10 protein-coding genes are annotated in these 12535 nt (G+C 72.3%); 1 reads left to right on the forward strand and 9 read right to left on the reverse strand.

Translation table 11 applies throughout. The features are described from left to right. Positions 1-74: 74 nt before the first annotated feature. From CRT23_RS22280 to CRT23_RS22320, 9 genes are read right to left on the reverse strand one after another with little or no spacing between them, the layout of a single operon-like run. Entirely contained in the window at positions 75-752 is a 678-nt protein-coding gene (locus CRT23_RS22280; RefSeq protein WP_245436483.1) for a cytochrome c oxidase subunit 3, read from the reverse strand. After that, positions 749-2428 (reverse strand): cbb3-type cytochrome c oxidase subunit I, encoded by a 1680-nt coding sequence (locus tag CRT23_RS22285; RefSeq protein ID WP_055951626.1) that lies wholly within the window; start codon positions 2426-2428, stop codon positions 749-751. The genes CRT23_RS22280 and CRT23_RS22285 overlap by 4 nt, the downstream gene beginning before the upstream one ends. Beyond that, positions 2425-3441, reverse strand: coding sequence for a cytochrome c oxidase subunit II (gene coxB / locus CRT23_RS22290; protein WP_103711845.1), 1017 nt, complete (start codon positions 3439-3441; stop codon positions 2425-2427). The genes CRT23_RS22285 and coxB overlap by 4 nt, the downstream gene beginning before the upstream one ends. Next, positions 3438-3980, reverse strand: coding sequence for a hypothetical protein (locus tag CRT23_RS22295; RefSeq protein ID WP_103711846.1), 543 nt, complete (start codon positions 3978-3980; stop codon positions 3438-3440). Before CRT23_RS22295 ends, coxB begins: the two co-directional genes overlap by 4 nt. Then, positions 3977-4969, reverse strand: coding sequence for a hypothetical protein (locus CRT23_RS22300; RefSeq protein ID WP_103711847.1), 993 nt, complete (start codon positions 4967-4969; stop codon positions 3977-3979). Before CRT23_RS22300 ends, CRT23_RS22295 begins: the two co-directional genes overlap by 4 nt. Beyond that, positions 4966-5532, reverse strand: a complete 567-nt coding sequence (locus tag CRT23_RS22305) for a cytochrome c (RefSeq protein ID WP_103711848.1) — start codon at positions 5530-5532, stop codon at positions 4966-4968. The genes CRT23_RS22300 and CRT23_RS22305 overlap by 4 nt, the downstream gene beginning before the upstream one ends. Next, positions 5529-7535, reverse strand: coding sequence for a quinol:electron acceptor oxidoreductase subunit ActD (locus CRT23_RS22310; protein WP_103711849.1), 2007 nt, complete (start codon positions 7533-7535; stop codon positions 5529-5531). The genes CRT23_RS22305 and CRT23_RS22310 overlap by 4 nt, the downstream gene beginning before the upstream one ends. Before the next feature lie 6 nt (positions 7536-7541). Further along, positions 7542-10577 (reverse strand): TAT-variant-translocated molybdopterin oxidoreductase, encoded by a 3036-nt coding sequence (locus CRT23_RS22315; RefSeq protein ID WP_103711853.1) that lies wholly within the window; start codon positions 10575-10577, stop codon positions 7542-7544. Next, positions 10577-11236, reverse strand: a complete 660-nt coding sequence (locus tag CRT23_RS22320; protein ID WP_055951607.1) for a cytochrome c3 family protein — start codon at positions 11234-11236, stop codon at positions 10577-10579. The genes CRT23_RS22315 and CRT23_RS22320 overlap by 1 nt, the downstream gene beginning before the upstream one ends. Positions 11237-11581: 345 nt before the next feature. Between CRT23_RS22320 and CRT23_RS22325 the strand changes: the two genes are divergently transcribed. Then, positions 11582-12436: an electron transporter gene (locus tag CRT23_RS22325; RefSeq protein WP_245436485.1), complete on the forward strand. Its 855-nt coding sequence runs from the start codon at positions 11582-11584 to the stop codon at positions 12434-12436. Positions 12437-12535 lie beyond the last annotated feature (99 nt).

The following is a 12535-nucleotide window of genomic DNA, read 5'->3' on the forward strand; positions in this document are numbered from 1 at the left end:
CAAAGGAGCGCGCGGTCGTCGGGGCCGAGGCCATGGAGGAAGAGGGGATGTAGGGGATTGCGCAGCGCCGCCTCCTACCGATTGACCACGTAGAGGACCGGAAAGGCGATGATCCAGATCAGGTCGATGAAGTGCCAGTACAGGCCGTAGACCTCGATCCAGTTCTGGTGCCGCTGCAGGAAGCCCGGACGCGACGCCTTCCAGGTGATGCCGAGCAGGATGGCGATGCCGGTGAACAGGTGCAGGGCATGGAGTGCGGTCGCCACGTAGTAGAGGTTGACGAAGAGCCGCGTCGCCGGCTGCTCGGCCAGGGCGTAGGGCCGGCGGGCCAGGAAGGGCATCATGTGCTCCTCGTAGTCGGCGTAGTACTCGTAGCCCTTCAGCATCAGGAACAGCGCCCCGAGGCTCGCCGTGGCGAGCAGGCAGCCGACCATCATCCGCTGCCAGCCCAGCCGCGAGAGCTCGATGGCCGCCGACATGGTCAGGCTGGAGCAGAGCAGCACCACGGTGTTGGTGGCCCCGATCCAGAACTTGAGATGGCCGGCCGCCGCCTGCACCGCCTCCGGGTGGAGCAGGCGCAGGATCAGTGCGGTGAGGAACAGCCCGGCGAAGAGCAGCAGTTCCGTCAGCAGCCACGCCCACATGCCCAGCGTCGCGGCGTGGCGCTGCTGACCGACCGTGGCGAAGTGCTCGGCGCGGGTGACGCCGACGGGGTCGGCGGCGGGGTTCGCACCGGTGGCATCGGCGCTCACGTGTGGTGGCTCCCGGTCTCGGGGGCCTGGATCGGGTAGTCGTACGGGACCTTCGGCACCTGCGGCACGCCCGCGAAGTTGTGGGGCGGGGGCGGGGAGGCGGTCTCCCATTCCAGCCCCTTGGCGTCCCAGGGGTTCGCGCTCGCCCGGCGTCCGAACCAGAGGGAATAGACGAGATAGACCATCGGGAAGAGGTAGCCGGCCGCCAGGATCGTCGAGCCCGCGGAGGACAGCACGTTGAGGAGCTGGAATTCCGGCGGGTAGGTCGCGTAGCGCCGCGGCATCCCGAGGTAGCCGAGGATGAATTGCGGGAAGAACGTGACGTTGAACCCGATGAAGATGAACAGCGCGGAGATCCGGCCCCAGGGCTCGCTGTACATCCGCCCGGTGATCTTCGGCCACCAGAAGTGCAGCCCGCCGAGGAAGGCCAGCACCGTGCCGCCGACCATGATGTAGTGGAAATGCGCCACCACGAAGTAGGTGGCGTGGATGTGCTGGTTGATGGCCAGCGTCGCGAGGTAGAGCCCCGTCAGCCCGCCGAGCACGAACAGGCCGATATACCCCATGGCGTACAGCATCGGGGTGTCGAGGCGTAGGCTGCCCTTATGGATCGTGGCGGTCCAGTTGTAGACCTTCACCGCCGAGGGCACCGCCACCGCGAAGGAGAGGGCCGAGAAGGCGAGGGAGGCCAGGTCGCTCTGCCCGTTGACGAACATGTGGTGGCCCCAGACGAAGAACGTCACCGAGGCCAGGCCGATGGCCGCGTAGGCGACGAAACGGTAGCCGAAGAGCTTCTTCTGGGCGAAGGCCGGCACGATCTCGGAGATCACGCCCATGCCCGGCAGCACCATGATGTAGACGGCCGGGTGCGAGTAGAACCAGAACAGGTGCTGGAACAGCACCGGGTCGCCGCCATAGGCCGGGTCGAACACGCCCACGTGGAAGGCGCGCTCGGCGATGAGCAGGATCAGCGCCAGGGTGATGACGGGGGTCGCGAGCAGGAAGATCAGGCTCGTGGCGTAGTGCGTCCAGACGAAGATCGGCAGCCGGAACCAGGTCATGCCGGGCGCCCGCATCGTGTGGATGGTGACGACGAAGTTGAGCCCCGTCAGGATCGAGGAGAAGCCCACGATGGTGACGCCGATCAGGGCCGGCAGCACCCAGGTGTTCGAGAAGGCCGTGGAGAGCGGCGCGTAGAAGGTCCAGCCGGTATCGACGCCGCCCAGCACCACCGCCACCAGGGTGAACAGCGCCCCCGTCATGAAGATGTACCAGCTCGTCAGGTTGAGCTTCGGGAAGGCGAGATCCTTGGCCCCGATCATCAGCGGGATCAGGAAGTTGCCGAAGGTCGCCGGGATCGACGGGATGAGGAAGAACCACACCATCACCACCCCGTGGATGGTGAAGGCCTTGTTGTAGGTGTCGTTGGTCATGATCGCGCCGTCGGGGACGACCAGGGCGAGGCGCACGAAGCCGGCCGCCACCGCGCCGATGACGAAGAAGGCGGTGATGCTGGCGAGGTACAGGAGGGCGATGCGCTTGTGGTCGGTGGTGAGGAACCACGAGCGCAGGGTGGACTGGGCATGGAGGTAGTCGTCCGGCCGGTCGAGGGTCGGCAACGGCGTATGGGGATCGCGCGCGGCGGCGTCGCCGTGCAGGGTGCCGGCGCTGCTCATCGGGGGGCTCCTTCCGCGACGCGGTCGTAGGCTTTCAGGTATCCGACGAGGCGGTCGAGATCGTCGGCCGGGATCACCCCGCGAAAGCTCGGCATCACCTGCTTGTAGCCGCCCTTTCCGCCGCCCTTGCCGCCACCCTGGCCGCCACCCTCGCCTTCGCCGTCGCCGGCGAGCCGGTTCTCGTTGGGGTTGAGGATCTTGGCGCGGATGTAGTCCGCGTCCGCCGTGAGCGTGCGGCCGTCGGCGAGGTGGACCGGGCGGCCGTAGAGGCCGACGAGGCTGGGCGCCTTCACGCCCGCGACGGCGCCGTCGTGGCAGCCGGCGCAGCCGTAGGCTTCGTAGATCACCCGGCCCGCGGCCAGGTTCGATTGCTGCGCGCCCCCATGGGTCAGCCACTCCTGGTACTCGGCCTGGGTCATCAGCGTGAGGTTGCCGTCCATGACCGAGTGGTCGGTGCCGCAATATTCCGAGCAGTAGAGCCGGTAGGTTCCGGTGCGGTCGGCCTTGAACCAGATCTCCGTCGTCCGGTCGGGGAGGGCGGCGATCTGCAGGCGCAGGGCCGGCAGGTAGAGCGCGTGGATCACGTCCTGGCTGGTGATGCGGATCCGGACCGGCTGGTCGACGGGCAGGTGCAGGTCGTTGATCTCGGACTGGCCGGTGGGGTGCTGGAACTTCCACATCCACTGCCGGCCCACGGCCTCCACCACCATGGCGTCCGGCGGCGGATGCCGGGAGGCGATGAAGAGCTTCGCCCCCCAGCCGAAGAAGAACAGCGTCAGCACGTAGGGTATCAGCATCCAGCTGATCTCGATGAGGAAGCTGCGGCGCTCGTCGGTGCTGCGGTCGGCCTGCTCGCCCTGGCGGTAGCGCAGGGCGAAGTAGGTGATCGCGAGGAAGACCGGCACCGTGAGGAGCAGGGTCAGCACCGTGAAGCCGAGGATGATGTGGTCGGTCTCCACCGCCGTGGCGGAGGCCGCCGGCGGCCAGAGCGCGAGGGCGGACTGGGCCTTCATGGTGCCGTTCCCGTCCGGGGTTGAGGAGACACCGCCGAGTCCCGGGCCGGTGCGGCGGGCTCCGGGTCGAACGGCCGGCCGGCCGTGAGCGCCATGGCCCGGTCGACGGGAATGCGGGCCCGGGTGCGGTCCGCATCGAGATAGGCGTAGCCGGCGAGGCGGCCGGCCTCGTCGGCCTCCTTGGCGTCGATATCCCCGTAAGGGTCCGCCTGCAGGTTCGGCGGCGGCGGCCGGATCGCGGCGGTCTGCTGGGCCGTGAGGGGCGGCAGGGCGGCACGCTGGCGGCCGAGCACCAGGTGGTTGAGGGCGAGCACCGCCCCGATGGTGACGATCACCGCGCCGGCGAGCCCGAGCATCACCCAGGCGGTCTTGCCGGCCTCGGCGTCGCTGCGCTCGTAGTCCCAGTCGTCCCCGTGCGGATCCTGCGGCGCGGCCGCGGCGGACGGCGGCACCGCGCCCGTTCGGCGCAGGATCAGGCCGGCGAGGATCGCCGGGACGAGGGCGAGACTGGAGCGGCGCGGGGCCTCGGGCGGGCTCATGCGGCGACCTTTGCGTCCATCGGGGCGCGGCGCGCCAGGAGCGGCGCCAGCATCGGGGCGAGGCCGGCGGCGACGGCGGCGACGCCGAGCCCGGCCAGGACGTCCGGCCCGGTGACCACGAAGGCGCCGCGCGCGGCCGGCGTGACGAGCCAGGCCATCTCGCCGGCGTGGACCGCCAGGGTCAACGCCGCCACCGCCCGCGTCGTCCACGGGCCGGGACGCAGGGTGAGGGCGGCGGCGAGCAGGGCGGCGGTCCCGCCCGCGAGGCTCAAGCCCCGCCCGAGCAGGCCGCCCCGGGCGAGGTACCACGACACTTCGGCGGGCAGGTTGGCCGACCAGACCACGAGGAACTGCACGAAGTGCAGGAAGGCCCATGTCGCCGTCAGCAGGGCCAGGGGCAGCAGCCCGGCCTCGGGCCGGCGCGTGACCAGGAGGGCGGCGGCCAGGGCCGCGCCGCTCCAGGCCACCAGCATCAGGAGCCCGATCAGGCTGGAGCCGAGGCGCGGGTCGAGGGCGGTGATCAGGTCGAAGCTCACCAGCGTCGCCAGCACGGCGTGGAGTCCGAGCACGAGGGCGGCCGGCCCCCGTCCCGCCGCGGCCCGGCGGCCGAGCCAGAGCCAGAGAGCGAGGGCCGCCACGAGGCGGGCGGCGAGGAACGGCGGGGTCGTCCAGATCGCCGCCAGCGGGGTCGCGGCGGGCGTCCCCGTCGCGAAGGGATAGAGGACCGGCACCACCGCGATCAGGGGCAGGGCCAGCAGGGCCGCCACGGGCATCAGGCGCAGGCCGCCGACCAGGGCGGGGCGCAGGATCGCGAACCGCTCCGGCGCCAGGGCGTCGAGCCCGGCGACCAGGGGGAGGGCGCCGAGGGGCAGGGCCAGGAGCGTGAGCCAGGCCGCCAGGTAGCCGGCCTGCCAGTCGCCGAGGAGGACCGCGAGGGCGAGGGCGGCCAGACCGGCAGCGAGGCGGAGCAGGGGGCGGGCGGCGGTCATCGGGCCGCCCGCATCGCGCTGTCCCGCAGCTTGGCCCGGTCCTCCGCCGGCAGGCTCGCCACGTCGGCGCCCTGGCTCAGCTGCAGGACGCGGAGATAGGCGACGATGGCCCAGCGGTCGGCCGGTGCCACCTGCGCCCCCATGGGAAACATCGCCCCGTGGCCTTCTGTGATCGCGGCGTAGAGCCGGTCGGACCGCGCCGACCTCAGGCGCTCGTCCGCGAAGGACGGCGCCGCCGGAAAGCCGCGCGCCACGATCATGCCCCGGCCGTCGCCGCTGCGGCCGTGGCAGGGCGTGCAGGCGATGCCGTAGCGCTCCCGGCCCCGGTCCAGCAGGGCCGCGTCGATGACGGCGGGGCGCGGCACGAAGCGCGCCGGGTCGGTGCGGGGTACGGTGCCGGCCACGGGCGCGCGCATGGTCATGCCCTGGGGGAAGAAGCGGTTGGCGTCCCAGCTCTTGGCCTTGGCCTGGTCGTGCATGTTCGCCTCGCCGCAGCCGGCGAGCGCCAGGAGCAGCCCCAGGCCGGGCAGCAGGCCGGGGAGGCGGTGGAACCGGCGCCTCATCGCGGCACCCGCGCGATCGCGAGCGGCCGCCCGGCGCCCTCGGGCAGGGCGGCGAGCTGGCGCACGATGCGGTCGGCATCGAAATCCGGGCCGCGCGCCTCGGCGGCCAGGAAGTAGCGGTCCTGGGTGACCCGCCCGAAGCCCGGGATGTTGAAGGCCGGATGGTTGAGGCGCGGCAGGCGGTTCACGAACAGGAGCACCGCGTGTACGGCGAGCGTCCCGCTCATCATCGCGAAGGACACGCTCGGCACCACGAAGGAGGGCCAGGAGAAGCGCGGGCGTCCGCCCACGTCGAAGACGTAGCCGTACGCGGTGGCGTAGACGCACATCCCGTAGAAGGCGGCCCCGCCGGCGAGGGCCGCGCCGAGGGCGTAGGGCAGGACCGAGCGGTTGTGGCGGCCGAGGGTCTTCAGGGCATCGGCCATCGGCACCGGGCCGAAGGCGTCGAGGCGGACGTTCCCGCCGCGGCTGGGATGGCGCCGGGCGAGCGCCCGCATCGCGGCGGCGAGCTGGTCCTGCGTCGCGAATTCCGCGCTGACCGCCCAGATCGGCGTGTCGGCATCGGGCGCGGGGGCGTCCGCCCTGGCTTGTGCCTGAGCCGGGCCGTCGCCCGGGCCCGCCTGACGGCGCAGGTCGCTGAGCGAGGCCACGGGCAGGGCGCGCAGGAACAGGAGCAGCAGGACGAGGAACATCCCCACGGACCCGGCGAAGGTGGCGAGGCCCCAGAGCCCGACCCGGTAGTCGAGGGCGGAGGAGGGCAGGAAGTCGTGCGACAGCGTCACCACCAGCACCATGACGTGGTCGGCATAGGCGCCCACCGCCACGAGGCCGCCGACGAGGGCCAGGGCCAGGGGCGAGCGCCGGAACCGCGCCCACCAGAACAGCTGGACCGGCAGCAGGGCACAGGTCAGCACCGTCCAGGCCGCCCAGGCATGGGGGCCGGTGAACCGGCGCACCAGGGTGGCGCGCGCGTAGGCGTCGCCGTGCAGGAAGCCCGAGAGGAGCTCGGCCGCGTAGCCGTAGAGGCTGGCGAGCCCGAGGCCGAGCAGGAGCCGGGCCAGGATCTCGGCATGGCGCAGGGTGACGACGGCCTCGAGGCGGTAGACCGTGCGGACCAGCATCGCCAGGGCGGCGATGACGGCGACCCCGGAGAAGACGGCGTTCACCAGGAAGGTGACGGGCAGGATGGTGTCGTGCCAGCCCGGCAGCACGGAGCCCGCCAGCATCACCGAGGCTCCGGTCTGGAGCGAGACCACGAGCAGGATGCCGAGCAGGGCGATGATGCGATAGGCCTGCGCCCAGAGCTGCCAGTGGGAGGCGGAGCCGCGCCAGCCGGCGGCGGCGATCCCGTAGGCCTGCGCCCGCAGCATCGGCCAGCGCCGCGGCCGTCCGGCGCGCTCGGACGTCGCCTGCGCCTCCGCGAAGGCCCGGTCGCGCAGGGTCGCGAGGTCCGGCAGGAGCCCAACGTACCAGAGGCTCACCGTGACCACGAGGAAGCTGACGATGTCGATGGCGTCCCAGACCAGGGGCGAGCGGAATTGCGGCCACAGGCCGAGGGTGTTGGGGTAGGGCAGGTTCCAGTAGAAGAACCACGGCCGCCCGAGATGGATGATCGGGTAGAGCCCGGCCGCGATCGTGCACAGCAGGGCATTGGCCTCAGCCAGGCGGCTGATCGCCCCGCGCCCGAACGCGGCCTCCCGTGACGTGCCCGTCAGGCGCAGGGTACCGGCCAGGGCGAGGCTGCCGCAGGCGATGCCGATCCACCAGTCGTAGGAGGCGATGTCGAGGGCCCAGACGACGGCGTTGTTGTTGTTCCAGATGCCGACGCCGGTGAAGAGCAGGTAGAGGATCACCCCGAAGAACAGGGCCAAGAGCCCGGAGGCCGCCGCGAAGGCGATCCACCAGCGTCGGCCGAGGGGGTCGTGCAGGGCCGCATCGGAGATGGCGCGTCCGATCCCGCCGGGGCGGGTCGGGGTGTCGGGGGTGAGCACGGCTCCGGCCATGGCGCCTCAGCCCTCCCGGCCCGGCTCGGCGCCGGGCGCCAGGCTCGCGAGGTAGGTGGTGCGTGGCCGGGTGTTGAGCTCGCCGAGCAGCGCGTAGTTGCGCGGGTCCCGGCGCGCCGCCGCGACCTTGCTGCTGGAATCCGAGAGGTCGCCGAACACGATGGCGCGGGTCGGGCAGGCTCCCTGGCAGGCGGTCTCCACCGTCCCGTCCGGGATCGGCGCATGGGCGTCCTTGGCCGCGTCGATGCGCGCCCCGGCGATGCGCTGGAGGCAGTAGGTACACTTCTCCATCACGCCGCGCGCCCGCACGGTGACGTCGGGGTTGCGCTGCTGCTGCGCCACAGGCGCCATGCCGCCCGTGTAGTCGAGGTAGTTGAAGCGCCGGACCTTGTAGGGGCAGTAGCTCTGGCAGGTGCGGGTGCCGATGCAGCGGTTGTAGACCTGCAGGTTCAGGCCCTCGCTGTCGTGCACCGTCGCCTCCACCGGGCATCCGAGCTCGCAGGGCGCCGCCTCGCAATGCATGCAGGGCACCGGCTGGAAATGCGTGTCGGGCGCGTCGAGGTCGCCGGCATAGTAGCGGTCCACCCGCAGCCAGTTCATCCAGCGCCCGCGCGCGACCTCCTCGCGTCCCACCACCGGGATGTTGTTCTCGGACTGGCAGGCCGTGAGGCAGGCATTGCAGCCGATGCAGGCATCGAGGTCGATGACCATGCCCCAGGCCCGGCCTCCGCGTGCGCCCGCGTCCGCGGACGCCGCGCCGCGCCCCGCCGAGGGCGGCTCGGCATAGAACGACGGCACCACCGCGCCCGGCGGGTCGCCGACGCTCGGAGCCCCCAGGGCCTGGACGCGCACGAAGTCGTGTCCCTGCATGGTGCCGAGATCCTGCGTCGTCACGGGCCTGGCGCGGCGGCCGGTCTTCGTCAGGGTGACGTCGGACAGGCGATAGGGCGTGGCGGCGGGGCGCAGGGCCTGGGCGTCGTAGCCGAGCCCCTGCGCGAGGTGGTCCGGCACCCGGCGGCCGTAGCCGAGGGTGAGGGTCACGGTGTGCGCGGCCTGGCCCGGCAGGATCCAGGCCGCGCCCTCGAGGCGCCGGCCGTTCGCCTCCACCGCCACGACGTCGCCGGTGACGAGGTGCAGGCGCTCGGCGAGGCGCGGGCTCACCGCGACGACGTTCTCCCAGACCACCTTGGTCAGGGGCTTGGGCAGTTCCTGCAGCCAGCCGAGATCGGCCGAGGCCCCGTCCCAGACGCAGGGGTCGGGCCGGAAGACCGCCTCGATGCGGTCCGCGGCGGCCCGATCCTCCGCGGCGGAGGCCGGCACGGGGTCCGCGACCCGCCCGGTCAGCGCCACGCTCTCCATGGGCAGGGCGGTGTCCGGCAGGAAGCCGAGGCGCAGGGCTTCGGCGAACCGGGCCTCGAAGGCGGCGGCGTCCTCGCCGGGACGGCGCCACTGGCGCTTCAGCAATCCGAGCCCCCGCTCGGGTCCTTCCTGTGCGGGGGTCTCCGGCTCGGGACTTTCGGGGCCGAACAGGGTCAGGATCTCGTGGGCCGAGCGTCCGCCATAGAGCGGGGCGACGGTCGGCTGGATCAGCCCCACGGTGCCGTCGAGGGAGCGGGCATCGCCCCAGCTCTCCAGCGGGTGCGCGAGCGGCAGGTGCCAGTCGGCATGGGCGGCGGTCTCGTCGAAATACGTCCCCGCATGGATCTTGAACGGTACCCGGGCCAGGTGCTCGGCGAAGGCGAGCTCGCCCGAGCCCTCGTAAACCGGGTTGACCCCGAGCATCAGCAGGGTGCCGACGCGCCCTCCGGCCATCGCCTCGATCAGGGCGGACACGTCCTCGGCCCCGCTCACCGGAACGGGCGCGGTGTGCACCACCGTGGTGCCGGTGTTGCCCAGGGCGCCGTTGATGCGGTGAACCAGGGCGTGCACCGCAGCCGGCTGGCCGATGCCGGCGGTGACGAGACCCCGGCCCCGCGCGGCCAGCAGCGCCGCGCCGGCCCGCCGGAGCCACGCCGCCCTCGGCCCGTCCGCGGTCTCCGCCGCCTGCTGGGGGGGTGCGCCCTCGGCGATCCGCAGGAGATCCGCGGCCAGGCGCGCCAGGTCGTCCGAGCCGGCCGCCAGGGTGTGGTCGGCCTTGACGCTGGTCAGCCCCGGGGTCGGCGCCGCCGCGTGCAGGGTGAGGAGGCGGCCCTCGGCCTGCGCGGCCCGGCGCGCGTCGATCCAGCGGCGGGACAGCCCGACCTGGCCCGGCCCAACGTCGAGGAAGTCGCCGTCGAGGCTGACCAGGGTGCGGGCGGCCTCGAACCGGAACTGGGTTTCCAAGGGCCGGCCATAGGCCTGCCGCGCGCCGTCATAGAGCCCGTCCCGCGGCACCGTCTGCGAGACGTGCCAGCGCAGGCCTGGATAGGCCGACCGCAGCCGATCGATCTCGGCGGCCAGCGCGGGCGACGTGACCGGCCCGGTGAGGAGATGGAAGCCCGCACCGCCCGTCTCGCGCAGGGCCGCGAGGCGCGCCAGCAGGGCGCCGCGGAAGGCCGACCAGGCGGCGGGCCGCCCGAGATGCTGCACCGCCTGGCTGCGGAAGGGGTCGTAGAGCCCGAGCACCGAGGCCTGGCCCAGGACGTCGGTACCGCCACGGCTCCAGGGATGGTCCGGGTTGCCCTCGACCTTCAGGGGACGGCCGTTGCGCGTGGTGACCTGGATGCCGTTCGCGAAGCCGTCGAACAGGGCCGAGGTGGCGTAGGCCAGGGGAGCACCGGCGACGATCCGCTCGGGCTGCACCACGTAGGGCACCTCGCGCCCTCGCCCGTCGAAGGCATCGCAGGCCGAGAGCCCGGCGAGGGCGAAGGAGGCCGCCATCAGCTTGAGGAAGCCGCGCCGCTCCGGCCCCTGCGCCAGGGGCACGGCCCCGGGGAATTCGGTTCGCAGATAGGCCTGGAACGCCTCCGTCCCGGCCAGCGCATCGAGGCTGCGCCAGAAGGCGGGGCCGTCGCCGGAGGCGAGGCGCCGGCGCAGCTGCGGGAGATCGAGGTCCTGAGCCATCAGCGGTGACAGATCCCGCATTCGAGGAGCCGGTCGCCCCCGTGGATGTGGTTCTTCGCCACGAGCTGCGGCCCGAGGGTCGCCTGGTTGGCCGGCGGGCTCCAGTTCATGTTCCAGACCTGGTCCGGCGTGCGCACCCAGCGTTCGGGCGCCTGGTGGCAATCGAGGCAGAACTGCATCTCGAAGGCGTTGGCCCGGTAGGTCATCTGCATGGTGGTGACGTCCCCGTGGCAGGTGGAGCAGCCGATCCCCTTCGTCACGTGAACGGAGTGATTGTAGTAGACGTATTGCGGCAGCTTGTTCAGGCGAACCCAGCGCAGGGGCTCGCCGCTGGCGTAGCTGTCGCGCACGGGCTTCAACATGTCGGAGCCGGTCCAGATCTGCGAATGGCAGGTCATGCAGGTCTGGGTCGGCGGCAGCCCGGCCGTGGCCTGCGTCTCCACCGTGGTGTGGCAGTAGCGGCAATCGATGCCGAGTTCGCCCGAATGGTGCTTGTGGCTGAAGGGGACCGGCTGGGCCGGGGCGATCCCCACGCCGGTGACGTAGTCCGAGCGCGCGATCCCGGCCACCAGTACGGCCCCGCCGGCGATCAGGGCGGCCCCGGAGAGGAGCGCCAGGCGCAGGAGCGCGTCGGCGCCGGGTGCGAAGAGTTGCGCCATCAGGCGCGGCGCCCGCCGGTACGCAGCAACAGGCCCGGGATGTCACGGGGTCGTCTCATCCGCACTCGCTTCTCCCGGTCCGTCTCGATAACCGCGATCTGACGGCTACGGTTCAGTCCGGCCTTTCATCCCGCGGGATGCGAATCCAGCCCGGGCCGGCGCCGCACCGGCCGAACGGAACACCCGCCGCGCCGGACAGCGTTGCCCCAGGAGACGGATCGGCGCGACCCAAAACTTCGCGATCCAAAACTTCGCGAGCCAAGAGTTCGCGAGCCGCGTGATTCCGGTCCCGTGCGGCGCCATTGCGGGCTGCGCCCCGGCCCGGGATCGGGCATGAGAGGATCCATGCGACAGGGCAGCCGCAGGCGCGCGATCCGGATGAGGCAAAGCTGGCCGGCGGCCCTCCTGCTCGGCCTCGCGGGACTCGCGACGCTGCCCGGAGCCGGGCTGGCGCGTCTGGCCCAGAACGACCTCGCGCGCGTCGGCGTCACGCCGGCCTCCGACGCCCGGGTGCCGCTCGGGCTTGCCTTCACCGATGCGGAGAGCGGACCGACCACCCTGGGGTCGGCCCTGGGGGAACGGGCGGCCCTGCTCCTGCCGGTCGACTACACCTGCGCCAATGTCTGCGACCCGATGCTGGCGATGACCGGTGCGGCCCTCGCGGCGACCGGCCTCGCCCCCGGCCGCGACGTCAGTTTCGTCCTGGTGGGTCTCGACCCACGGGACGACGTCGCGGCAGCTCGGCGGATGCTGCACGACGACGGAGGCGGACGTTCAAAGGCGGGCGTCTCGGAAGGCAGCGTCTCGGCGGTCCGGGCCCTCGTCGGCGCGGCACCGGCCGTCGCCGCCCTCACGGCGGCGCTCGGCTACCGCTTCGTGGTCGACCGGGATACCGACAGCATCGCCCATCCGGCCGCCGCGATCCTGCTGACGCCCGAGGGGCGCGTCGCCCGCATCCTGTCGCCCCTGGCGCTGAACGGCCGCGACCTGCGCCTCGCCCTGATCGAGGCGGGGGAGGGGCGGGGCAGCACGCTGGCCGATCGGCTCACCCTGCTCTGCTACGGGTACGACGCTGTCCGGGGGATCTACACCCCCTTGATCGAACGAATCCTCAGCCTCGCCGCAGCCGCAACGGTGCTGGCGATCGCCTTGGGCGTGTTCCTGCTGCATCGACGCGGCCGGGGCGCGGCCGGATCTTAGAACGCCGAGCGGCCCGTCGCGTGTGTTGTGCGACGGGCCTCTTGGCGTTTGTGTTTGGTTGCGGGGACAGGATTTGAACCTGTGACCTTCAGGTTATGA

Source organism: Methylobacterium sp. V23 (genome assembly GCF_002917135.1).
Classification (GTDB): domain Bacteria; phylum Pseudomonadota; class Alphaproteobacteria; order Rhizobiales; family Beijerinckiaceae; genus Methylobacterium.